The sequence below is a fragment of the Rhizobium sp. T1470 genome, from assembly GCF_042140505.1.
Lineage (GTDB): Bacteria > Pseudomonadota > Alphaproteobacteria > Rhizobiales > Rhizobiaceae > Rhizobium > Rhizobium favelukesii.
Genome location: NZ_CP148096.1, coordinates 120543 through 143020, shown reverse-complemented (window position 1 = coordinate 143020; position 22478 = coordinate 120543). Strand labels below are relative to the sequence as shown.

16 protein-coding genes and 12 pseudogenes are annotated in these 22478 nt (G+C 57.4%); 14 read left to right on the top strand and 14 right to left on the bottom strand.

Translation table 11 applies throughout. From position 1 onward, the window contains the following. Window positions 1-74: 74 nt before the first annotated feature. Together WGT02_RS40000 and WGT02_RS39995 are read left to right on the top strand one after the other, a co-directional pair. Window positions 75-866 (top strand): host specificity protein, encoded by a 792-nt coding sequence (locus WGT02_RS40000; protein WP_341353119.1) that lies wholly within the window; start codon window positions 75-77, stop codon window positions 864-866. Between the two features lie 151 nt (window positions 867-1017). Beyond that, window positions 1018-1751: pseudogene (locus WGT02_RS39995) on the top strand (IS5 family transposase); the annotation flags it as partial. Between the two features lie 40 nt (window positions 1752-1791). Here the strand turns inward: WGT02_RS39995 and WGT02_RS39990 are convergent. From WGT02_RS39990 to WGT02_RS39975, 4 genes are read right to left on the bottom strand one after another with little or no spacing between them, the layout of a single operon-like run. Beyond that, the gene (locus WGT02_RS39990) at window positions 1792-2535 is read right to left on the bottom strand and encodes a 4'-phosphopantetheinyl transferase superfamily protein (RefSeq protein WP_322885897.1); all 744 of its coding nucleotides are present in this window, start codon (window positions 2533-2535) and stop codon (window positions 1792-1794) included. Beyond that, window positions 2532-3239, bottom strand: a complete 708-nt coding sequence (locus tag WGT02_RS39985) for a SagB family peptide dehydrogenase (RefSeq protein ID WP_375680037.1) — start codon at window positions 3237-3239, stop codon at window positions 2532-2534. Before WGT02_RS39985 ends, WGT02_RS39990 begins: the two co-directional genes overlap by 4 nt. Further along, the gene (locus WGT02_RS39980) at window positions 3236-3574 is read right to left on the bottom strand and encodes a hypothetical protein (protein ID WP_322885899.1); all 339 of its coding nucleotides are present in this window, start codon (window positions 3572-3574) and stop codon (window positions 3236-3238) included. The genes WGT02_RS39985 and WGT02_RS39980 overlap by 4 nt, the downstream gene beginning before the upstream one ends. Window positions 3575-3623: 49 nt before the next feature. After that, window positions 3624-3776, bottom strand: a complete 153-nt coding sequence (locus WGT02_RS39975; RefSeq protein WP_341353133.1) for a hypothetical protein — start codon at window positions 3774-3776, stop codon at window positions 3624-3626. A gap of 154 nt (window positions 3777-3930) precedes the next feature. Here WGT02_RS39975 and WGT02_RS39970 point away from each other — a divergent pair. Beyond that, window positions 3931-4912, top strand: a pseudogene (locus WGT02_RS39970) (IS5 family transposase); the annotation flags it as partial. 23 nt (window positions 4913-4935) lie between these two features. Here WGT02_RS39970 and WGT02_RS39965 read toward each other — a convergent pair. Next, window positions 4936-5924: pseudogene (locus WGT02_RS39965) on the bottom strand (IS5 family transposase). 130 nt (window positions 5925-6054) lie between these two features. Here WGT02_RS39965 and WGT02_RS39960 point away from each other — a divergent pair. After that, window positions 6055-7281 (top strand): annotated as a pseudogene (locus WGT02_RS39960) (TlpA disulfide reductase family protein). Between the two features lie 66 nt (window positions 7282-7347). Here the strand turns inward: WGT02_RS39960 and istB (WGT02_RS39955) are convergent. Then, a pseudogene (istB, locus tag WGT02_RS39955) lies at window positions 7348-7893 on the bottom strand (IS21-like element helper ATPase IstB); the annotation flags it as partial. A 302-nt stretch (window positions 7894-8195) separates the two neighbouring features. On the opposite strand from istB (WGT02_RS39955), the gene WGT02_RS39950 reads away from it, so the two are divergent. Together WGT02_RS39950 and WGT02_RS39945 are read left to right on the top strand one after the other, a co-directional pair. Next, entirely contained in the window at window positions 8196-9146 is a 951-nt protein-coding gene (locus WGT02_RS39950) for an IS5 family transposase (protein ID WP_341353116.1), read from the top strand. Between the two features lie 85 nt (window positions 9147-9231). Continuing rightward, entirely contained in the window at window positions 9232-11121 is a 1890-nt protein-coding gene (locus tag WGT02_RS39945; RefSeq protein ID WP_341353115.1) for a potassium transporter Kup, read from the top strand. Between the two features lie 213 nt (window positions 11122-11334). Here the strand turns inward: WGT02_RS39945 and WGT02_RS39940 are convergent. After that, window positions 11335-11468: pseudogene (locus WGT02_RS39940) on the bottom strand (CorA family divalent cation transporter); the annotation flags it as partial. Window positions 11469-11525: 57 nt separating this feature from the next. After that, window positions 11526-12198: pseudogene (locus tag WGT02_RS39935) on the bottom strand (IS5 family transposase); the annotation flags it as partial. A 202-nt stretch (window positions 12199-12400) separates the two neighbouring features. On the opposite strand from WGT02_RS39935, the pseudogene istA reads away from it, so the two are divergent. Then, a pseudogene (istA, locus tag WGT02_RS39930) lies at window positions 12401-13657 on the top strand (IS21 family transposase); the annotation flags it as partial. 18 nt (window positions 13658-13675) lie between these two features. Here istA and WGT02_RS39925 read toward each other — a convergent pair. Beyond that, window positions 13676-14736 (bottom strand): IS630 family transposase gene (locus WGT02_RS39925; protein WP_208245220.1). Its coding sequence is split into 2 segments (ribosomal slippage): window positions 13676-14244 and window positions 14244-14736, totalling 1062 coding nucleotides; the frame shifts between segments, so codons are not numbered across the junction. A gap of 85 nt (window positions 14737-14821) precedes the next feature. Here WGT02_RS39925 and WGT02_RS39920 point away from each other — a divergent pair. Further along, window positions 14822-15049: pseudogene (locus WGT02_RS39920) on the top strand (IS21 family transposase); the annotation flags it as partial. Next, the gene (gene istB / locus WGT02_RS39915; RefSeq protein WP_208245483.1) at window positions 15046-15885 is read left to right on the top strand and encodes an IS21-like element helper ATPase IstB; all 840 of its coding nucleotides are present in this window, start codon (window positions 15046-15048) and stop codon (window positions 15883-15885) included. The pseudogene WGT02_RS39920 and the gene istB (WGT02_RS39915), both read left to right, overlap by 4 nt. A 101-nt stretch (window positions 15886-15986) precedes the next feature. On the opposite strand, the gene WGT02_RS39910 is transcribed toward istB (WGT02_RS39915), so the two are convergent. Further along, window positions 15987-16319 (bottom strand): transposase, encoded by a 333-nt coding sequence (locus WGT02_RS39910; protein WP_341353114.1) that lies wholly within the window; start codon window positions 16317-16319, stop codon window positions 15987-15989. On the opposite strand from WGT02_RS39910, the gene WGT02_RS39905 reads away from it, so the two are divergent. Further along, window positions 16309-16467 carry a hypothetical protein gene (locus WGT02_RS39905; RefSeq protein ID WP_208250752.1) on the top strand — a complete coding sequence of 53 codons (159 nt, stop codon included), beginning with the start codon at window positions 16309-16311 and terminating at the stop codon, window positions 16465-16467. The genes WGT02_RS39910 and WGT02_RS39905 overlap by 11 nt on opposite strands. 357 nt (window positions 16468-16824) lie before the next feature. Here WGT02_RS39905 and WGT02_RS39900 read toward each other — a convergent pair. The 4 genes and pseudogenes from WGT02_RS39900 to WGT02_RS39885 form a co-directional block, all read right to left on the bottom strand. Continuing rightward, a pseudogene (locus WGT02_RS39900) lies at window positions 16825-17068 on the bottom strand (RrF2 family transcriptional regulator); the annotation flags it as partial. A 21-nt stretch (window positions 17069-17089) separates the two neighbouring features. Beyond that, window positions 17090-18196, bottom strand: coding sequence for a sensor histidine kinase (locus WGT02_RS39895; protein ID WP_208250754.1), 1107 nt, complete (start codon window positions 18194-18196; stop codon window positions 17090-17092). A 396-nt stretch (window positions 18197-18592) separates the two neighbouring features. Beyond that, entirely contained in the window at window positions 18593-19519 is a 927-nt protein-coding gene (locus WGT02_RS39890; protein ID WP_208250756.1) for a LysR substrate-binding domain-containing protein, read from the bottom strand. 178 nt (window positions 19520-19697) lie between these two features. Further along, complete coding sequence (locus WGT02_RS39885; RefSeq protein WP_322885940.1) at window positions 19698-19832, bottom strand: hypothetical protein; 135 nt, start codon at window positions 19830-19832, stop codon at window positions 19698-19700. Window positions 19833-20144: 312 nt separating this feature from the next. On the opposite strand from WGT02_RS39885, the gene WGT02_RS39880 reads away from it, so the two are divergent. From WGT02_RS39880 to WGT02_RS39865, 4 genes and pseudogenes are all read left to right on the top strand, one after another. After that, window positions 20145-20405, top strand: a complete 261-nt coding sequence (locus WGT02_RS39880) for a ribbon-helix-helix protein, CopG family (protein ID WP_208250758.1) — start codon at window positions 20145-20147, stop codon at window positions 20403-20405. Then, window positions 20405-20676, top strand: a pseudogene (locus tag WGT02_RS39875) (type II toxin-antitoxin system RelE/ParE family toxin). Before WGT02_RS39880 ends, WGT02_RS39875 begins: the two are co-directional and overlap by 1 nt. Window positions 20677-20728: 52 nt before the next feature. Beyond that, entirely contained in the window at window positions 20729-21007 is a 279-nt protein-coding gene (locus WGT02_RS39870) for a hypothetical protein (RefSeq protein WP_208250763.1), read from the top strand. Beyond that, a pseudogene (locus WGT02_RS39865) lies at window positions 20928-21900 on the top strand (IS5 family transposase). The gene WGT02_RS39870 and the pseudogene WGT02_RS39865 overlap by 80 nt, the downstream one beginning before the upstream one ends. Window positions 21901-22478: the final 578 nt, after the last annotated feature.

The window sequence follows — 22478 nt, the reverse complement described above, 5'->3', positions numbered from 1 at the left end:
ACAATACAAGCAGGGGGCGGCCCCACGGCACTTCCGAACAAAATCATCCCAACGCCGACGCTTGGATCGCGGATTTGGCAAGAGGGACTAATCAGAGGTTTACGGAATCGCTTGCACGCGCGGGGACTGGTTCGTCGTCGGCGACGCGGCCGTATTCCCTCACCTCCGAACCTCCTATCGACGAGATAGACAGTGATGAGTTCAGGCAAGAGTTGAGGGACTTCTATGGTGTCGATGTCAAGCACATCGCCGATAATCCTCAAGAGTACTCGGATTTCGTGTCCTCAAAAGCCGAGCGCACCGCAATTGTCGCTAGAGCCGGTGCGACCGTAGATGACGAGGCGGGTTCGAAGTACTTCAGCTACCGGTTGGGTGATAAGAGCGTCGGGCTCCTAAGGACGGACCCAGGATTCCGCATCAAAGGGGAAGAGTGGCAGAAGGAATACTTTCCGGACCGAAAAAACATTTCATCGGTCGTGTCTCTTCGAGTTGCGCACCCGCTCGTTGAGAACGCGGGCGATGTTCTGCTCGAACATCAACTTCGGCTCGACGGCAAGAAGCCTTTGATCATGTCACGTCCTGCTAACGATGCGGCGAAGCTCCGCCTGGAGCAGATGGGCTTTGTTGACGTGGGGGAGAACCAGTTCGTGCTTGACCCTAGACGGTCCGATAAGTGGACGATGAACAACGAGGATGAATGGCAGCGGGCAGACAAGCCTCGACTGTATCTTCAAGCCGAGAGCGATGATCCCATTGAACGAAGTAGCGACGAAAACGAAGGATATGTCGAGACAGATTCTTCCGGCGATGATCCTTCTTGGTACTTGGAGCGGGCGCTCAATTTCCGCGGAGGACCGGCCGACTGAGAAGGCACCGTAACGTTAACCGGGCATCGGTCAAAATGTGGGATCTGGCGGCATGACCAGATTTTCCCGTGATCCTCCGCGTTGGTGCACGGATCGTTTAGCGGTCGTGGTGTAGGCGATCGGCAACCTCAATAACCGATCTGTGACCTTGATGCCTTTCAAACATAACGCCGCCCGCCGCCATCGCATCGGCAGGATGAAATTCAATTCAAGGTGACGAACTGGCCGGAATATGAGGCGGGGTTACGGCGACGTGGCAGCTTGACCCTGTGGCTGACACCGGAGGTGCTTGCCATGTGGCTTGCTCCACGCCCAGCGACGCGTGGTGGCCAGCCTCGTTATTCCGATCTAGCCATCGAGACCGGCTTGACGCTGGGCCTGGTGTTCGGCTTGCGGCTGCGTCAGGTCGAAGGATTATTAGGATCGGTGCTGCCCTTGATGGGCTTGGCGCTCGCTGTCCCCTATCATACCACCCTGAGCCGTCGGGCGCGAACATGGCAATCGCCCAACAAGGCGCATGACCTCCAGGGTCGACCGGACGGGCCAGTGCATATTCTTGTCGACAGCACTGGACTGCAGGTCTACGGCGCGGGCCAATGGTTGGAGGAGAAGCATGGCGCCAGATCCCGCCGTGGTTGGCGAAAGCTGCATGTGGCACTGGATGCCGATAGCAGCGAGATCATTGCACATACGATGACCGACCAGGACGCGGGCGACGCATCGCAGGTGGAGCCGTTGCTCAACCAGATCGATGGTCGGATCGGGCAGTTCACAGCCGACGGCGCCTATGACGGGAAGCCCACCTACGACGCGGTCACCGACCACAGTGCGGCTGCCGTCATCGTCATTCCCCCGCGCGCCAACGCGATCGAACCAGCCGGCGATCTAATTAAATGCCAAGCGACCGCCAGCCTTCCGGCCGCACTCACGGCAGGTCTTCGATAAAGGTCGCGGAGAATTTTACGTCGTCGCGCTGCGTTCGCACAGCAGCCGCGGCAGAATATGCACCCGCAAACGGCCTGCTCCAGAAGTGCCATGTGCTGCCGTCATCTCGTTCGTCACCGACGACGCGACATCGGCGATCACCGTCGAAACCGGAAAACGAGATATTACGGATGGGATAGGATATGCCCAGCCCTCGCCCCTTGAGATAAGCTTCCTTCAGTGTCCAAATCTCACAAAAGCGATCCGGTCGATCCGCTTCCGCCAGCCCCAGCAGCGCCGAACGCTCCTCTGGAGCAAGCACAGTCGGCACCAGATGCCGGTAGTCGACCCTGCCGATCTGCTCGACATCCAGGCCGCAATCGGCTTTTTGCGTGAGGATGCAGCCCACCAATCCATCGGTATGAGAGAGGTTGAAGCGGATCGGAGCAGAGGACGGCGAGACGAGTTCGGGCCGTCGCCCGGGTGCAGAAGCAAAAGTCAGTTCACGCGGATCAGCGACCATATAGCGGGCAAGCAACAGCCTGAGCAGGCCATGGCTGAAGACGTACATGTCGCGGTCGCGGTCGAAGACAAAGCGTCGGGCACGCTGGCGCTCCTCCTCGTTCAGAACATCACGGGCCGCATTCCACAGCCTGACGCTTGCTTCCCTCGGCTGGCTCAGAAAAATATCGACCCGCAGTTCACGGCTCACCTGCCATGGATCCAGGTCGCCCGCCATGCTCATTGCTGGTGTTCCACGGCTGACCAGTCGACCAAATCGGCTATTGTTGCGGTTTCCGAACGGGTGCCGACCGCCACCGCATAGATTGGCGATCGCATGACTGGATCGATGTCGAGCATGGTCTCGATGACGTTATCGTTCAATGCGCAAGTGGGCGTGGCAACGAGGCCGTTGGCAGTCGCCGCCAGCAACATGTTTTGCGCAATGTGCCCCGCCTCGATCAACACCACACGGAATCCGGTGGGATGCCGGTACTTCCATGCCGTCCTCGCAAAAGTTGCCACCAGTAGGATCAGGGCTGACGCACCGGAAAACCAGTCCTGACCACCAAGAACGGTCTCTGCCGAGGGAAGCGTGTCCAGGGCCGAGTAGTGATAGAGGCCGTTCGGAAGATCCTGGACATTGTAGGCAAGTACATAGGCTTCATAGGGATTTCTGGCGCCCCCCGACGGCGTCGTCTTAAGCGGCAGCTCCCCCAGATCGGTCCTCGCCAGTCCCACGATGCCGATGCCGGAGAACAGGCAGTCGCGCAACTGTTCCTTGGTGATCGCTCCCGCGGCGCTCCCGTCAGCCACGATAGCTGCGCCGACCTTCATCACGCCGAAACATCCGTTGTCGCGCGGTGGCGGCAGCGACACGACCCGGGCGGCATCGGCATTGGTGGTGAAAAGGGAAACCGGCGGCACATTTAGCACCCGTTCTGTCATCGCAGCGATGCTGCTGCCTGCATCGAGATACAGGGCAATTCCCGATCATACTTGTCGTTCCGGTCTCCAAGCGCAGTTCCGGCGACGATCAGGAAACCGGAGTCAAGCAGCCGGATGACTTCCCCGGCCACGTTCGGATAGCTACCGAGATCGCGGCTCAATTCGCCGACGCCGCTTGATAATGGTCGCCAGTCGGAGAATGCGTTGAGAATTGCCATGCTAACTGCATTCAAAGGCCCTCCCATGCGCGACAGGAAATCATATGCTTCCAGGCCCTCAGCTTCGAAGGTGATGAGCAAAGCCCTCGACCGTCGCACCGGAACCTCGTGAAACATGACGTTTTCCCTCGGAAGAAATTAATCGCTGGCGCCCCTGCGGAGCGGATCATGTCGAGCATTCGCTCCACGGCGAGGTTTGATCGAATGTGATATAGAGGTTGGTGCGGTTACGCGCAACATCACCCCGGTGCCAGCGCTCGTAGAGGTCCTGGCGCACTGCCGATCCGTCACCGACAAGGCCCCAGGCAAGTTGAAACAGCCGGGATTTTCGACGACGTTGATGGCCTTGCCCCGTATGTAGTCGGCGCTGAAAAACCTCTCAACGCCTTCGATTAAGGGATTCCCATCTGTTTTGAAGTATTGGAAACTGCCGGAAATCGTCGGTGATGTAGCTGATTTCTGGTGTTTTTGGTATGCGGCCAAGTCGTCCCTCTTCCGGTAAGAATGATCTTTTTCGCGACCGTCTGGACGCGATCATCAACCCGCGCCAGGCGCTGGTGCGATTGGCCGGTGTGATCCCATGGGCACGATTTGACGAGGCGTTCGGTGGGTTCTATCGGCCGGTTGGCCGGCCCCCCAAGCCGACGCGGCTGATGGTCGGGCTGCATTACCTGAAGCATGTCCACGACCTGTCGGATGAGGAGGTGGTCGAGCGCTGGGTGGAGAGCGGGTCAATGTCGACACGACGGTGCAGCCGAAAGCCATCGCTCATCCGACCGACAGCAGGCTGTATCTGAAGGCACTGCAGATGCTGGTCCGTCACGCCAAGAAGCATGGCATCGAGCTGAGGCAGAGCTACACGCGTCTGGCGAAAGCAGCGGCGGTGCGCGCCGGCCGTTATGCCCATGCCCGGCAATTCCGCCGCATGCGACGCGAACTGAAGCGCCTGCGCACCTTTCTTGGCCGCGTCTTGCGCGATATCGGCCGCAAGATCGCCGGCAAGGTCGAACTGGAGAGGACTTTCACCCGGCTGTTTGGTCTTGTCGAACGGCTGCTGGCGCAAAAGCCGAAGGACAAGAACAAGCTCTATTCGCTGCATGCTCCCGAGGTCGTCTGCATCTCGAAGGTAAGGCTCGTACGCCATACGAGTTCGGTTGCAAGGTAGGGATCGCGGCGACGAACCGCGAAGGGCTGGTTCTGGCGGCCAAGGCGTTCGAAGACAATCCCTATGACGGGCACACCCTCTCACGCACCGTCGATCAGGCTGTTGCCATGGGTGGTATCGATCCGGATCGCATCTACGTCGATAAGGGCTATCGCGGTCATGATTACACCGGGTCGGCGTCGGTGATGATTGCCGGAAGCCGGCGCGGGCTGACGCCGACCATGCGACGGGAGCTGAAACGACGATCGGCCATCGAGCCAGCACTGTTACATGGATCAGACTTTGGGCGAGGCAACCCTATCCACTGCATTTTTCATGCAACGCGCTCGAACTTGGGCCGGCCAAGTTCTGTCATCCGGTTAAGAACACGGACGCCAATCTTTGCTTCAGTCTTCTGATTGTCAAAATGTCGCGCTTTGAGTTTGGGCTCGATCACAGCCTTCCATCGACCGATCTGGGTCTCAGCGCGACTGCGCTTGTTGTAGCCGGTGGATTTCTGCCATGCCATCCGCCCTTTGGTCTGGATTTCTGCAATATGGCGATCGCGGACAGGTGGAACCAGCACCGATTGAGGGCTGGCAACGGCAGTCTTGGGAGGTGGGATAATGACCTCCACGATCTCACCAAAGCGTGTCGCCAGAAGATCTCGGGTTGGCGTTCCATCATAGGCGCCGTCGGCAATGAACTTCTCGACGGGGCCACCGATCTGGTCCCAGAAGTCCTGGTAACGCTGTCGGATCGCCGACATCATCCGCGGTCAGATGTCAGATCGGAACAAACAATCTCACCACTGACAAGATTGAGACCAAGGTGCAGTTTGCGCCATCTTTTGCGTTTGGCCTTGGTTTTGTGCTTGTTTTCCAACCACTCGCCCTCGCCGAAGACCTTCAAGCCGGTGCTGTCGACAACCAGATGGACCGGACCTGATGTTGTGGCTCGGGACTTTGTCGACGGCAACGCCAGCCCTTTGCTCCGGCGAGACAGGGTGGAGAAGTCAGGCACGGCAATATCGAACCCCATCAGCGCCGCGACACTGCGCATCAAGCCTTGGGTCTGGCGTAGCGCCAGCCCGTAGACGACGCGCAGGGTCAAGCACAACGTAATCGCCAGATCCGAGTATTTCGGCTGACCACCCCGCGATGCCCGCCTCCGCGCCGTCCATAAAGACAGGGCCTCATCCTTCACCCAGATGGTCAAATCACCACGTTGACGCAGGCTTTCATTATATGCCGGCCAATTCGTCACTTGATATTTCTGCTTGGCAATCTTGTCCCGCCGAGCGGCATTGAACGTGTGCGGCATCGTCGAAATCCCGATCAGGAGACTGAAAACAACCGCTCCATATCAGTCGCCGGGTGATCCACGCAACAACGCCGCGGCAGGCGATGCTCTCCCCTGCAACCGAGTGTCTCGTCCTAGCTGGCGACAACCTATGTCACACCAAACACCTTCAACGAACGATCCGATCTTGCAAATGAACTCCCTGGCGCCTGCTCTTGAAGTGCAACACTGGGTACGTGGCAAGCCCCTTGCGAGCTTTCAGCCCGACAGAGTGTACATTGTCGACTTTTGGGCGACCTGGTGCGGACCATGTGTGTCGGCGATGCCCTATCTGATACAGCTGCAGGAGAAGTACAGAGACAGCGGGCTGGAGGTCGTTGGCGTGGCGGCAGATGAAGAGGCGGCAACAGCCGATGAGGTTCAAGCGCATCTGGACGCATGGTTGACGGAAAAATTCCCGCCGTTGAACTTCAGGATCGGGCTCGACTGCACAGGCGAAATGAAAAAGCTATGGATGGAGGCGAGCTTTTCTTTCGGAATTCCATCCTCATTTGTGGTCGACCGAGATAGCCACATCGCCTTTATCGGTCATCCGGCGGGACTCGATTCCGTCCTGCCGCAAGTGCTTGACGGGTCGTGGCGCACCAGCGATCAAGCAAAAGCCGCTGAAAGGGAGCGGATCGCCAAAGGGCGAGAACAAGCGCTAATGTATTCGATCGGCGACAAATTCGGCGCGGCTATAGGGTGAAGGATTGGAAGACAGCGCTGTCGGTGATCGAAGAGGGCACCGCTTTGCTTCCAGATAGCTTCCAAATCCGCGCGGCTCATGTGCGCTTGTTGCTTCACAAAATGGGCGACATGCAGGCCGGCCTGCCCGTACTATGGCAACTGGTTCGTGACGCTATCGACAGAAACGCCGAAGATTGGCTGTTGGGGGCGTTGAACCAACTCTTCGATCCAGCGTATGATTACCCGGACTTTCCGTCTGTCGAGCGCCTCGCTATGGGCAAGGAGCTCTCCGAACACATCCTTGCACTGACAGGGCTGAAAGACGACGCAAAGGCGTCTTATTATCGGTGGGTCGCTCCCTACTACTATCAGAGCGGCAATAAAGCTCGCGCGGGGGAGTTGCTCGAGCTCGCACTCAAGCTGGTGGACGGACTGCCTGTCCCGGACAGCACAAAGCAGCCCTGGCTAGAGGATTTGCTGCAGACCCTGGCCAACTACAAGGGCGAGGAGGTTTTCTCACGGAGCTCTTGGTGTGGCTCCGAAGGAGAATGTTCCGAATCGTGCCACGCCGAAGATGGAGAAGAAGAACCCGGCTGAAAGAGGAGTGTCAACGGCGGAGCAAAAGTCGGCCACTGTGGTGCGCGCATGAGACCCCCGGGAGGGCGTAGCCCGAGCGGGGGTCTCATGCGCGCGCGGCGCTTTCTGGAGAGGGGTTTCAGCCAGCCTTGCGGGCGCGGCTTTGAGCGAGACGATAGCTGTCGCCGTTCATCTCGAGGATGTTGACGTGGTGGGTGATGCGAGCGAGCAGCGCGCCGGTCAGGCGCTCGGATCCCAGAGTTTCCGTCCATTCGTCGAAAGGCAGATTACTGGTGATCAGGGTGGCACCCCGCTCGTAGCGTTGCGAGATCAGTTCGAACAGTAATTCCGCGCCGGTCTTTGACAGCGGCACAAAGCCCAGCTCGTCGATGATCAGGAGCTTGTAGGCTGCCATCTGCTTCTGGAACCGAAGCAGACGCCGCTCGTCACGCGCCTCCATCATCTCGCTGACCAGGGCAGCCGCCGTGGTGAAGCCGACGGACAGACCCTTCTGGCAGGCGGCCAGACCGAGGCCGAGCGCTACATGCGTCTTGCCCGTGCCGCTGGGACCGAGAGCAATGACGTTCTCGCGTCGCTCGATCCACTCGCATCGGGCCAACTCCAGCACCTGCATCTTGTTGAGCTTCGGGATAGCGGCGAAGTCGAAACTGTCGAGGCTTTTGACGACTCCACCTCGCCATCCACCATCCGCGGACAGCGCGCCATGCCATCTCTGCTTGAGGCAATGCCAGGGTCAGTTTTCATTTCGCCCGATGTAATCGTCCCACTCGCCGTGATTATCATGGAATACCAATCTTGCATGACGGCGAGAGACGACTCTGCCGTATGATACTGGCTGATGTGTCAAAGGAGAGCCCGCGATGGGCAGTACAGGTGGGGAATCGATCGTCGGACTCTAGTCCGCGTTGGTGCACGGATCGCTTAGCGGTCGTGGTGTAGGCGATCGGCAACCTTCGCATCGGCAGGATGAGATTCAAGGTGACGAACTGGCCGGAATATGAGGCGGGGTTACGGCGACGTGGCAGCTTGACCCTGTGGCTGACACCGGAGGTGCTTGCCATGTGGCTTGCTCCACGCCCAGCGACGCGTGGTGGCCAGCCTCGTTATTCCGATCTAGCCATCGAGACCGGCTTGACGCTGGGCCTGGTGTTCGGCTTGCGGCTGCGTCAGGTCGAAGGATTATTAGGATCGGTGCTGCCCTTGATGGGCTTGGCGCTCGCTGTCCCCGATCATACCACCCTGAGCCGTCGGGCGCGAACATGGCAATCGCCCAACAAGGCGCATGACCTCCAGGGTCGACCGGACGGGCCAGTGCATATTCTTGTCGACAGCACTGGACTGCAGGTCTACGGCGCGGGCCAATGGTTGGAGGAGAAGCATGGCGCCAGATCCCGCCGTGGTTGGCGAAAGCTGCATGTGGCGCTGGATGCCGATAGCAGCGAGATCATTGCACATACGATGACCGACCAGGACGCGGGCGACGCATCGCAGGTGGAGCCGTTGCTCAACCAGATCGATGGTCGGATCGGGCAGTTCACAGCCGACGGCGCCTATGACGGGAAGCCCACCTACGACGCGGTCACCGACCACAGTGCGGCTGCCGTCATCGTCATTCCCCCGCGCGCCAACGCGATCGAACCAGCCGGCGATCAATCTCCCGGACAAAGGGATCAGCATATCGCTGCAATCAGCAGAGACAGGCGAATGAAATGGCAGGTCTCCACCGGCTACGGCAAGCGCTCGCTGGTCGAGACTGCCATCGGCCGATACAAGTCCATCATCGGGCGGCGTCTGCGGGCTCGGTCGTTTCACGCTCAGCAGACGGAAGTGGCCATCGGCTGCGCCGCCCTCAATCGTATGCTTGCATGCGCACGCCCTAAGCTAAAAATCCATCGCCGCAATGGACCAACCACATAGATAGCCCCATCACAGATCCAGATCCGCTCAAGTCCCGATCCATGCACCAACGCCCCAGTCTGCGCGTTTTTTGACGAGAGTTCTCATGACCAATTCCCCCAATCACTCGAACGAAACCCGGCGCCTCCTGGCACTCACACTTGGATCGATCGGCGTCGTCTATGGTGATATCGGAACGAGCCCGCTCTACGCGTTCCGCGAAGCGCTTCGCCTGTTTTCCGCTGGTGGCGTGGGGCGGGAAGAGGTCATCGGCCTCATTTCGTTGATGCTCTGGACTCTGACGATCATCGTGACTTTCAAGTACGTGCTGTTCCTGCTTCGGGCGGACAACGACGGCGAAGGGGGCATGCTGTCTCTGCTCGCCCTGCTCACGAAGAAGGCGCCAAAGCACGCGACGGTCATGTTCGTGGCCGGCATCCTCGGCGCCGCCCTTTTCATTGGCGATGCGATGATCACGCCGGCACTGTCAGTACTCTCGGCTGTCGAGGGGCTGAAACTCGTCACGCCAGCATTTAACGATTACGTGCTGCCGATCTCCGTCGGCATCATGGTGCTGCTGTTCGCCATTCAGTCCCATGGCACTGGCGCCGTCTCGATTTTCTTTGGGCCGATCACGCTCGTGTGGTTTCTGGCCATGGGAGCGGTCGGTGTCGCCCATATCGGCGACGATTTGGGAATCCTCGCGGCCTTTAATCCGACCCACGCAGTCTCCTTTCTGTGGAATGCCGGCCTTGTCGGCTTCATTGTGCTGGGCGCGGTCTTTCTCACAGTGACCGGAGCCGAGGCGCTTTATGCCGATCTCGGCCACTTCGGGCGCCGTCCGATTCAGGTGGCCTGGTTTTCGGTTGTGTTTCCGGCACTGGCATTGAACTATCTCGGCCAAGGCGCGCTGGTACTCGCTCACCCCGAGGCTGCGTCCGATCCCTTCTTCCTGATGTTTCCAAGCTGGGCCTTACTGCCGGCGGTCATCCTTGCGACGGCCGCGACAATCATCGCCAGTCAGGCGGTGCTCACCGGAGCATTCTCGCTCGTGCGGCAAGCGATCCACCTCGGTTTCCTGCCGAGGTTCGAGATCTGCTTCACTTCGGAAACGGAGACCGGCCAGATTTATCTGCCCCTGGTCAACACGGCGCTGCTGACCGGCGTCCTTATTCTGATGTTTGTGTTCGGCAGCTCTGAATCGCTTGCCACCGCCTATGGCATATCGGTCACCGGCGCCATGGTGGTGACGACCGTCCTCGCCTTCGAATTTATTCGGCATCAGTGGGACTGGTCCATAATCACCGCGACTGCGGTCCTGCTGCCTCTGTTCTTGCTTGAACTTTTCTTCCTCGGTGCCAATCTCTTCAAAATCCATGATGGCGGGTACGTGCCGATCCTCATCGCCGGCACCTTGATGGCGATGATGTGGACCTGGCGCAAAGGTGTCAGGCTGCTACGAGAGAAAACAACCCGCTCGGAGGTCCCTCTCAATCAGTTCATAGCCGCCATCGAGCGGAAATCCGAGCACGCCCCGGTCTTAGTCCCTGGAACAGCGATATTCCTGACCGCTACAGCGGACACGACGCCCACTGTGCTCTTGCACAACATCAAGCACAATCATGTCCTGCATCAACACAACGTTATCCTGAGCATCAAGACTGCGAGGGTGCCCTACGTTCCGGAAGAGGATCGCTACACGCTCACAAAGCTCTCTGACCGGTTTAGCAAGCTGGAACTGCGCTTCGGTTTCATGGACGATCAGAATGTCTCAAGGGCACTGGCGCATTGCCGGAAGGAAGGATTCAAGTTCGAGATCATGACGACGTCGTTTTATCTAGGCCGCCGCAAGCTCGTTCCGGACCCAAACTCGGGCATGCCGAAGTGGCAGGATAGGCTTTTCATCGCGATGGCAGGATCGGCGATTGACCCTACGGATTACTTCCATCTCCCCGCAAACCGGGTCGTCGAATTGGGCGAGCAGGTGATAATTTGACAGAGCTTCCCAGAGCGAACGGGCAGCGGAAGCGATTAGAGGGGCGCGGGCTAATCGCATGCGACGGCCGGCCATGCGCAACAAATGTTTAGTCGAACCAATCACGCGCTCCTGACAGTCTGGGCCTCTTCGCTCGCAAGAGATGATACTCTGTTTCATCCGGCATCACCTCTTCCAGGCCGCGCGAGGTCAGCCAAGGTCATGCGGGTGCGGTTAAAGCCAGCCTCGCCTTTTGAAGTATAGGAACGGCAAAATTTCCGAGAGCACGATCGCCAGCGGGTAGCCCGCTTCAACTGCATTTCAGGCATGAATTCGAAGTTCATTCCATAGATCGAGACGAGGGTCGGATGAGCACTGTTGCATGGATCAGACTTTGGACGAGGCAACCCTATCCACTGCATTTTTGCAACGCGCTCGAACTTGGGCCGGCCAAGTTCTGTCATCCGGTTAAGAACACGGACGCCAATCTTTGCTTCAGTCTTCTGATTGTCAAAATGTCGCGCTTTGAGTTTGGGCCCGATCACAGCCTTCCATCGACCCATCTGGGTCTCAGCGCGACTGCGCTTGTTGTAGCCGGTGGATTTCTGCCATGCCATCCGCCCTTTGGTCTGGATTTCTGCAATATGGCGATCGCGGACAGGTGGAACCAGCACCGATTGAGGGCTGGCAACGGCAGTCTTGGGAGGTGGGATAATGACCTCCACGATCTCACCAAAGCGTGTCGCCAGAAGATCTCGAGTTGGCGTTCCATCATAGGCGCCGTCGGCAATGAACTTCTCGACGGGGCCACCGATCTGGTCCAGAAGTCCTGATAACGCTGTCGGATCGCCGACATCATCCGCGGTCAGATGTCAGATCGGAACAAACAATCTCACCACTGACAAGATTGAGACCAAGGTGCAGTTTGCGCCATCTTTTGCGTTTGGCCTTGGTTTTGTGCTTGTTTTCCAACCACTCGCCCTCGCCGAAGACCTTCAAGCCGGTGCTGTCGACAACCAGATGGGCCGGACCTGATGTTGTGGCTCGGGACTTTGTCGACGGCAACGCCAGCCCTTTGCTCCGGCGAGTGCGGCGCGACAATCAGGATGAGAATGCGCGTCAATCAAGATGAGAATCTGTCAGCGCTGCTGGAACGTAGGGAGGGCGTAGCCCGACCGGAGTTCCAGCAGCGCTGATGGCGAGATTTTTCGGCTCGTTTGTGTATCGCGGCCGGCCCAGTATCGAGGTGTATTCCTGAGAGGAGCACCGATTGCCGGGTCGCCATGTAAACGATCATCAAATGAGGCTTTTTATGAAGTTGCGTCAGACGCATTCGGTCACTGTTGCGGCCGCCAAATCCTCCATAAGCGTTGCCACAGCCTACCGCCTTGATAGCGATGCCAGGCTACCATCCCAAAAGAAGCCGGCCCGTGAACGGCGGCGTCCCGATCCACTCGTCGACATCTTCGACGCCGAAGTTGTGCCGATCCTGAAGTCCTCGCCAGGTATTCGATCTGTGGCCCTCTACGAGGAGATGCTGCGGCGTCATCCGGAACTCGGACAGGGAATTCGGCGGACTCTGGAGAGGCGGATCAGTGCATGGCGGTCAATACATGGCCAAGAACAGGAGGTTATCTTTCGGCAGGTTCATGAGCCAGGCAGGCTTGGACTATCCGACTTCACCGATATGGGCAGCATTGGCGTTCGCGTCGCCGCTGCGCCGCTTGATCATCTTCTTTATCACTTTCGTCTTGTCTGGTCCGGCTTTGAGCATGCGCACGTCATCTTGGGCGGAGAGAGCTTTGTCGCCCTGGCGGAAGGTTTGCAGAATGCTTTGTGGTCGGTGGGTGGGGCACCATTGAACCACCGAACGGATAGCCTCTCTGCTGCTTTCCGCAATCTCGACAACGACGCAAAGCGGGATTTGACGCAACGCTACGAGCAGCTCTGCGAGCACTACCTGATGACGCCGACGCGCAACAACAAGGGTATCGCCCATGAGAACGGCTCGATCGAAAGCTCCCATGGCCATCTCAAGAGTGCGATTAAAGACGCACTCTTGATGCGAGGTTCAAATGATTTCGACGACCTCGACAGCTATCGCAGCTTCATCGATGAGATTATCGGCCGTCGCAATGCGCTGAAGGGCAAGCGAACCGATGTGGAACGAACGCATCTGCAACGTTTGCCCGAAAGACGAACGACCGATTTCGAGGAGATCGTTCTGCGTGTCGCGCGCACCGGGGGCTTCACACTGCGTAAAGTCTTCTACACAGTTCCTTCCCGACTGATCGGACACACGCTGCGCATTCGCCTTTTCGACGATCGCCTTGATCTGTTTGTCGGCGGAACACCATTGATGACACTGCCCCGAGGGCGCGCTCACTCCAGTGGCAAGCATAGTCAGATCGTCGACTATCGGCATGTCATTCATTCGCTGCGCCGCAAACCCATGGCTCTGCTCGGCCTTGTTTATCGCGATCAGCTCTTTCCACGGCAATCGTATCGGCAGACCTTCGACCTCTTGATTGAACGGATGCCAGAGAAGCAGGCGTGTAATACCAACGAGCGCTAATCAAAACCGGTGCGCCCAGTCACGCATTCCAATCGACATGATCTTCCACGGCTGAGCGACCAGCTTGTTCCATGCGTCGCAGCAATGGGCGACGATGTCCTCGTAATCTTTGAAGATCCGGTTGGACAACCAGTTGTCACGCAGAAATTGCCACACGTTCTCGACGGGATTTAATTCGGGCGAGCGTGGCGGCAGGAAGAGCAGTGTGATGTTGTCGGGCACATCGAGCTTCGGCGTGACATGCCACCCCGCCTGATCAACGATCAGCACGGCATGAGCGCCGTCATCGACGGCCTGGCTGATTTCGATCAAATGCTGGTTCATGGCGCTGGTGTCGCAGTAGGGAAGAACGAGACCCGCACCTTTGCCCTTCTTGGGGCAGATAGCGCCGAAGATATAGGTCCACATCGTGCGTTGATCGTGTGGTGCCGAAGGCCTTGTTCCCCTGCGTGCCCATCGCCGGGTGATCTTGTTCTTTTGGCCTATCCGAGCTTCGTCGGCCCACCAGAGCTCAATCTCGACGTTCTTCGGGAGCCTGCCTTTGATGGCTGCCAGTGTGGCGGGGAACTTTTTTTAAAACTCTCCAGGTCGCCTTCGTTCTGGGCGTAATGGCGCGGGCGGGCAGACAGCTTTGCAAAGCCGAGCGCCTTCAATTCGCGGCCAATGGTCGTTTCATCGACGGATATCCGATATTCTTGGAACAGCCATTGAGCAAGATCCTTGCGCCGCCAGCGCACAACGCCATGCACCGCCGGTATCGGGCCACTTTCGACGATCTTTGCCAAAGCCTGGCGATGCACGTCGGAAAGCTTTCCTTGATTGCCGGGTGCTTTGCCATTGATGAGCCCCGACGGGCCACGCGCATTGAAGCGAATAACCCAGTCGCGGACAATTTGCAGGGTCACGCCTCCGATCCTGGCCGCATCGCTGCGGGAATGGCCATCATAGATTTCGGCAAGGGCAAGAAGCCGCCGAGCCTGTGCCGCATCCTTCGTGCCTTTGGCCAACGCCCGAAGAGCGAAGCCGTCGAAGTCATCGCGCAGTGGAATTCCTGATGTCATCCGCAAACCTCCGTTTGCGGTATTGATTCAGAACTCAACTGATTTGGAAACCTCAAAAAGAGTCAGAGATCGCTCACGCTGGTATAAGTTGATGGTCGAGCTCCTCGCACTTGCGCATGACCGCGGCTGCGAGGCTGAACTCGCCGACCAACTTCAGCTCAGTCTCGACGCCGGTAAACTGCCGAACATGCAGCGCCTGAACGCACTGTTCGCTCCCGATCCGGCCGCGATACCCGGTGTCGTCGTCCAACTGGCTCCTCTTTCCAGCTACGAAGTTCTGCTCGCATCGAACGAGATGGGAGATGCAGCATGAAGAATAGCAGCTCCGTCGACGCCGCACGCCTTTCCCTGCTGCTCAATGAACTCCGCCTGCCAGCGATCAAAGTTCTGTGGCCGCAATTTGCTGAACAGGCCGACAAGGAAGGCTGGCCAGCAGCGCGCTTCCTTGCGGCCATCGCCGAGCACGAGCTCTCGGAACGAGACCGGCGCAGGATTGAACGTCATCTCGCTGAGGCAAGACTGCCGCCCGGCAAGACCATTGACAGCTTCGACTTCGATGCCGTGCCAATGATCTCGAAAGCCCAGGTCATGGCGATCACCGCTGGCGACGCATGGATCGCTAAGGGCGCTAATGTCCTGATGTTCGGCCCACCAGGCGGAGGCAAGAGTCATTTGGCGGCCGCCATCGGGCTGGCACTTGTCGAAAATGGTTGGCGGGTTCTCTTCACGCGCACGACGGAACTTGTTCAAAAGCTTCAGGTCGCTCGCCGCGAACTTCAACTGGAATCCGCGATCAACAAGCTCGAAAGATTCGATCTGCTCATTCTCGATGATCTTGCTTACGTCACCAAGGATCAGGCCGAAACAAGCGTTCTGTTTGAACTGATCTCCGCGCGATACGAGCGTAAATCCATGCTGATTACGGCAAACCAGCCGTTTGGAGAATGGAACCGTGTATTCCCGGATCCGGCGATGACGCTCGCCGCGGTGGACCGGCTTGTTCATCACGCAACGATCTTCGAGATGAACGTCGAAAGTTACAGGCGTCGCTCTGCCATGGAGGCAAAACGCCAACGTGGAAGACCGTCCTCCTACGCGACAATCAACAACACAAACGAGATTGTCGCGGAGCGTCAATCAGACCAATGAATGACGCTTGCGAGCGTCAATCAAACAGATAAACTCACCCAGCCAGCGACACACGGGATTCTCATCCAGATTGTCGCGCGCCTCTCATCCAGATCGCCGCGCTATACGCGAGACAGGGTGGAGAAGTCAGGCACGGCAATATCGAACCCCATCAGCGCCGCGACACTGCGCATCAAGCCTTGGGTCTGGCGTAGCGCCAGTCCGTAGACGACGCGCAGGGTCAAGCACAACGTAATCGCCAGATCCGAGTATTTCGGCTGACCACCCCGCGATGTCCGCCTCCGCGCCGTCCATAAAGACAGGGCCTCATCCTTCACCCAGATGGTCAAATCACCACGTTGACGCAGGCTTTCATTATATGCCGGCCAATTCGTCACTTGATATTTCTGCTTGGCAATCTTGTCCCGCCGAGCGGCATTGAACGTGTGCGGCATCGTCGAAATCCCGATCAGGAGACTGAAAACAACCGCTCAATATCAGTCGCCGGGTGATCCACGCAACAACGCCAAGAAGATCGACGCCAACTTGATGCTCGACAAGGTGATGCTGCAGGATGTCATCAAGCGAAGCGAAAGCTCTTAAGGCCTGCCCGTCGCCGACGGCTTGTCGATGACGTTCACAAGGACTGGAAAGTTTCGATCCGGCGTGCCTGCGCCACGTTGCTGATCGATACCTCGCTTTATCATTAAAGTCGAAGCGTGGCGCGCAGGCCCAACTGAAAGCCAGTATCAAGGAGATTGCCCAGACACGCGTCCGCTATGGCTATCGACGCGTGCACGTGCTGGTGCGTCGTAACCGGCCGATTGTTACCGCGGAGATTTCGCCTTGACGGTATCCATTCGAGCAGGGCCGCGGGATTTGGGTGCCGCGCGTGTTAAGGTCGGTTCATGGAGATCGATGGGGACAAGATCGACGATGCCGTTTTGGCGCTGTTATGGCTGACGCTGCATAACAGGGGGCGAGCGGTCCGTCGAGTGCACGGATTACCTGGCCGATCATGATCTGCGAGGCTGGCCTGGATAGAGAGTAACCGCCGCTCGGGCCCTTTTTCGATCGCAGGATTCTCTCGTTGCGAAGCTCGAGCAGGATCGTATCAAGGAACTTCTTCGGTAGGTTGTTGCGTTTCGCGATCTCCGTCCGTTTCGTCGGGACCGAGGCATGCCAGATCAACCAGTGGACGCAATACAGCCCTGCCATGTGAGCGTCACCTCTGGTTGTTGAGCGGTAACAGAACACTTACGACGGTGCCAACGCCGGGTGTCGAATCAATTTTAACCTTGCCTTGCATCGCCTTCACCATTTCTATGCAGCTTGTCAAACCCAGGCCAACGTGAGATCCGGCACGGGTTGAAAAAAATGGCGTTGCGGCTTTGTCTAAAATATCTGAGGTCATGCCACCACCCCTATCCGCGACTTGAATGAGGAGCTTATTCGCGAACGAGAAGTGCCGATTAAGAAGGCGCGCGCGGATTGTGATTTGTTTGGTCTGTTTTCCGGCAACAGCAGTCACAGCGTTGTTAACGAGCTCTTCGACAATCAGGTGAACCTGAATGGCAGAAACTTGCAGGTATTTCGCGTTACTTTCGATTTCTAATCCGATTTCTAATCCCATTTCGGTATCCAATGGGACACGAATCCCTTGAAGAAGTTCGCCGAGTGCCTCTGTGTGGGCGACCCGCTCTGAATTGACAATGCGTACAAGCCCGCTATTGATAGCCTCTAGTTCCTTCACCGCTTCTAGCGCAGCCCTAAGCATTTCAGGCGCAGGCGAATGCTGATCATTAACATAGTCGAGAAACAATCTAAGTGCAGCAATTCGCGACCTAGTCATGTGCGAGTGTAATAATGCAACGGACCGAACGTATCCATTGCGGCGCTTTTCGAACTCCGCATTTTGCGCAATTAATATAGCGCCAGAAATGAGTACAACAAGGATTAGTACGAACGCGAAATAGCGACGTCTTAAGGTTCTCTTGAACTCTGCTTTCTCTTTGACTTCCCTGCGGTGGACGGCTGCAACATCAGAAATTCGGGCCAAGTTTTCCTCAACCTCATCTGCGTACCGGAGAGCTTGGTCGTAGCCTCTGCCGCTCACAGCGATTGGCATAATATGGGCCATTATGAGGTCGCGGGTCTGGTGCAAAAGACTGATTTCCTGCGGGCGTAGGAACCCGAGCATCTGCAGACGGTCAATATTGTTGATAATTAATGTGATTTCGCGGTCATACGGCGGCTCGACATCATTAGTCTTGCTGTCGAGGCGAATCCAGCCGGCGACCCGAACGATGCCCACCCGGGCTTTTGCTGACAAGCTCAAAGCTTCAGAGACCTGCGTGGCTGATCTTCGGTTTTCTAGTCCGTAGCGTTCGAACCGAATAAAGGACCAACAGCTTAGAGACAGTGCTATCGTCAGCACGAGATAAAGGCCTGTCGTGGAGCTGAAGAATCGTTTCGGGATCACAGTACTGGCTACACCACAGCGACCCTGCAAGCCAACATTGAGAAGTGAGCAGGCACATGCAGAATCCTGATCAAAAGAAATATGGAAGAAGCTCGAGCAGGTCTTTTCATACTCAATCTTTGCCTTCGTAGTTCTGCGGGGTTATTGTTGTGGTCGCGCCCTGCGTCGTGCAGCGAACAGATAATCCGCCCCTGAACATGTCGTCTACATAGACTCGACAACGATCCCTGGCATTTATCCCCTGTCCTATTCGCAGTGTGCTCCTGGCGCCACCGCAGCTGCGAACTGGCCACGCAGCCATTTATGCTTCGGATCGTGATGGCACCGCTCATGCCAAATCAGCATGACCTCATAGGGTTTGAGTTCCAGAGGTGGATCGACAGCTGTAAGCGGCAGCATGGCTGAAATTAGGTTCGCGGCCCGCCGCGGCACCATCAGGGCTAGATCGGTCGTCGCAACCACCATCGCTGCCGTTAGTACATGAGAAAGCCGCATCGGATTGTGATCAGGCAATTGCAATTCTGGCAGTTCATCGAAGATTCGACTTCCTTGGTTGTTGGAGTTTGAACTGACGGCCGTGTGGCGAAGCGCCATAAAGCTCTCGATTGTCCACGCACGCGCAAGTGCTGGGTGGTCATGGCGGAGCAAGGACACGAACTGGTCAGTATAGAGGCTGCGCCGCAAATAGCTTGGCGGAACGGCATCAAGCTGACCCACGGCGAGATCAACGTCACCCTGCTCAAGTCCCCGCAGAACGCTTTTGGAGAGTGACTGGGGAACGATCTCAAGATGAGGAGCGCGCTGCATGAGACGCGGTAGCAAAATCATCGTTTGGTGATCAGGCATCGCCACCGTTGTTTTCGACCGCCATTCCTTGGCGGTGGAGCTGTCATTCGTGACCATTCTTCGAATCATGTTCAACGCCGATGGCAGTAACTCGGCCAGTCGTTGGCCCTCCGGAGTCAGGACATATCCACTTGAGCCCCGGACCAAGAGATCATCGTTAAATACGCCGCGAAGGGCATCCAACGCCCGGCTCATCGCAGGTTGGCTCTTGCCGACATGCTGTCCCGCATGAGTGACGTGCCGGTACTCCAATAAGGCTTCCAGCGCAACCAGGAGGTTCAAGTCGACCGATGCAAGATTTTTTCGCCTGCAAGAAAGCTCGTCCATATCTCTATTCCTTGGTGAGGTCGGCGGCTGTTAACCACCAGCCCGAGAGAACTGCGTTGCGGTCGTCGACCTATGGACGTACTACTCTTACGAGAAAAGGGGTGCTATCCTCCCTTTTTTAGGGTTGTGTGCGTCAAGTTCCGCAAAATTGGGCGGTCATGAGTGCTGGTCATGCGGCTTAACGGAGTGCGAGTTTCTTGTGCTCTCGCAGATCGTCCATGTTGATGTAGCGATTGGCCTCCATCCAGTTTTCGTGGGTTTCGACGGCGAGCGCGCAAGCATGGGTGCGCTCAATGCGAGGAATCGATTTCATTCTCTCTACTTGTATCGACCGGTTTTTAGCGGCGCCTTTGATGCGCCTCCGAGGCGGATCATCAAAAGGGGAACGTCCCAAGCGATGTCCGCACACGCTTTCCATCCGCAGGTACGGCTAGAAAAGCGGCGCAGGATCGCCCGCGGATGGCATGCCGATAAACGTACTCATCGAGCGGGCCGTCGAGCGCGGTGCGAGAGGCTGCGCCAACAAACAACCGTTTCACTCGGCCGTGGCGGCTCAACCTTGATTTTGCTCCAATGGTAATCAATATTAATCATAATGATTGACAATGATTCGATGGAGCCAAACATGGAAACCAAGGTGCTGCCCTCGCACGTGCCACTGCCGCTCGCCGAGAAAGTCGATCAGCTCGCCGCCCGCCTTGAGCGCTCGCGCGGGTGGATCGTCAAGCAGGCGCTGACCGCCTGGGTCGATCAGGAAGAGGAGCGCCGACGCTTGACGCTGGAAGCGCTTGCCGACGTCGACGCTGGCCGCGTGATCGAGCACCATGCCGTCCAGGCCTGGGCCGACAGTCTTGACAGCGACAAGCCGCTACCCTTGCCGCTGTGATGAAGCTCGAGTGGACGCGTAAGGCAGTCTCCGATATAGGGCCCATGATTTCCTGGCACCTGTAAATCGGCAAGCTGCTGCTCGCACTGTGCAATCGTTGACAAGCGCTCCAGTACGCCTGCTCGAACAACCGCGCACCGGCTAACGGCTGGAGGAATTCGACCCACGAGAGGTTCGGCGAATTCTCGTTGGCCGTTACGAAATACGGTATGAGATTCGGCAGTCGACGACCTACGCGCTGCGGCTTTGGCATACGCGTGAAGAGCGGTAGGAAGGAGGGGGCCAATCGGAACGACGTTCATGTGGTAAAGGGAAACTGTCCTGTGACAATCGGCGAGGATGCGATCCTGCGCCGCCCCGAAGAACTCGACGCCGTCCTTCCGTTCGACCGGCTGGCCGAACTGCTTACCGATGACGACGTCACACGCAAGCATCAGGCCGCGGTTTGCGGCGTTGTTGCGTGGATCACCCGGCGACTGATATTGAGCGATTGTTTTCAGTCTCCTGATCGGGATTTCGACGATGCCGCACACGTTCAATGCCGCTCGGCGGGACAAGATTGCCAAGCAGAAATATCAAGTGACGAATTGGCCGGCATATAATGAAAGCCTGCGTCAACGTGGTGATTTGACCATTGGGTGAAGGATGAGGCCCTGTCTTTATGGACGGCGCGGAGGCGGACATCGCGGGGTGGTCAGCCGAAATACTCGGATCTGGCGATTACGTTGTGCTTGACCCTGCGCGTCGTCTACGGGCTGGCGCTACGCCAGACCCAAGGCTTGATGCGCAGTGTCGCGGCGCTGATGGGGTTCGATATTGCCGTGCCTGACTTCTCCACCCTGTCTCGCCGGAGCAAAGGGCTGGCGTTGCCGTCGACAAAGTCCCGAGCCACAACATCTGGTTGTCGACAGCACCGGCTTGAAGGTCTTCGGCGAGGGCGAGTGGTTGGAAAACAAGCACAAAACCAAGGCCAAACGCAAAAGATGGCGCAAACTGCACCTTGGTCTCAATCTTGTCAGTGGTGAGATTGTTTGTTCCGATCTGACATCTGACCGCGGATGATGTCGGCGATCCGACAGCGTTATCAGGACTTCTGGACCAGATCGGTGGCCCCGTCGAGAAGTTCATTGCCGACGGCGCCTATGATGGAACGCCAACTCGAGATCTTCTGGCGACACGCTTTGGTGAGATCGTGGAGGTCATTATCCCACCTCCCAAGACTGCCGTTGCCAGCCCTCAATCGGTGCTGGTTCCACCTGTCCGCGATCGCCATATTGCAGAAATCCAGACCAAAGGGCGGATGGCATGGCAGAAATCCACCGGCTACAACAAGCGCAGTCGCGCTGAGACCCAGATGGGTCGATGGAAGGCTGTGATCGGGCCCAAACTCAAAGCGCGACATTTTGACAATCAGAAGACTGAAGCAAAGATTGGCGTCCGTGTTCTTAACCGGATGACAGAACTTGGCCGGCCCAAGTTCGAGCGCGTTGCATGAAAAATGCAGCGGATAGGGTTGCCTCGCCCAAAGTCTGATCCATGCAACAGTGCTATGCTGTGGCGCGCGCTGCTGATGTTGTTGTCTCGCAGGGAAGGCTGCACCGGCATGCGCATCGACCCACCCATGGACGTACGCCGAATTGCACTACGGCCTAAATGTAGGTCGCTCAGCTGCTGCGCCACATCTTCCCCTCTCAAATTCCTGATCCAAGTATCAGCCTCGAGATTTTGTTCGGGACTAGAGTCGGACGATTCCCCACCTGTATTGCGCATCGCGGCCTCTCATTCGACACATCAGCCAGTATCATACGGCCGAGTCGTCTCTCGCTGTCATGCAAGATTGGTATTCCATAATAATCACGGCGAGAGGGACGATTACATCGGGCGAAATGAAAACTGACCCTGGCATTGCCTCAAGCAGAGATGGCATGGTGTCGCTTGGCAGCTAATCGTGAGAATCGCATCCCAACGATATCAATTGGTTAGCATTGCAGTTAATTTGAGAATGGGCATTTAAACTGAGAACTGCGCCGAGCCTTTTCCAGTTAAACTGAGATTCGGCTGCGGTGTGTATCA

What these genes read in the sequence shown, in the direction of transcription:
- WGT02_RS39990 (WP_322885897.1), bottom strand. Translation starts at nt 2,535, where the DNA reads ATGAGCATGGCGGGCGACCTGGATCCATGGCAGGTGAGCCGTGAACTG.
- istB (WP_208245483.1), top strand. Translation starts at nt 15,046, where the DNA reads ATGAAGAATAGCAGCTCCGTCGACGCCGCACGCCTTTCCCTGCTGCTC.
- WGT02_RS39985 (WP_375680037.1), bottom strand. Translation starts at nt 3,239, where the DNA reads ATGACAGAACGGGTGCTAAATGTGCCGCCGGTTTCCCTTTTCACCACC.
- WGT02_RS39980 (WP_322885899.1), bottom strand. Translation starts at nt 3,574, where the DNA reads ATGTTTCACGAGGTTCCGGTGCGACGGTCGAGGGCTTTGCTCATCACC.
- WGT02_RS39950 (WP_341353116.1), top strand. Translation starts at nt 8,196, where the DNA reads ATGAGATTCAAGGTGACGAACTGGCCGGAATATGAGGCGGGGTTACGG.
- WGT02_RS39910 (WP_341353114.1), bottom strand. Translation starts at nt 16,319, where the DNA reads ATGCCGCACACGTTCAATGCCGCTCGGCGGGACAAGATTGCCAAGCAG.
- WGT02_RS39945 (WP_341353115.1), top strand. Translation starts at nt 9,232, where the DNA reads ATGACCAATTCCCCCAATCACTCGAACGAAACCCGGCGCCTCCTGGCA.
- WGT02_RS39885 (WP_322885940.1), bottom strand. Translation starts at nt 19,832, where the DNA reads ATGAAATCGATTCCTCGCATTGAGCGCACCCATGCTTGCGCGCTCGCC.
- WGT02_RS39890 (WP_208250756.1), bottom strand. Translation starts at nt 19,519, where the DNA reads ATGGACGAGCTTTCTTGCAGGCGAAAAAATCTTGCATCGGTCGACTTG.
- WGT02_RS39880 (WP_208250758.1), top strand. Translation starts at nt 20,145, where the DNA reads ATGGAAACCAAGGTGCTGCCCTCGCACGTGCCACTGCCGCTCGCCGAG.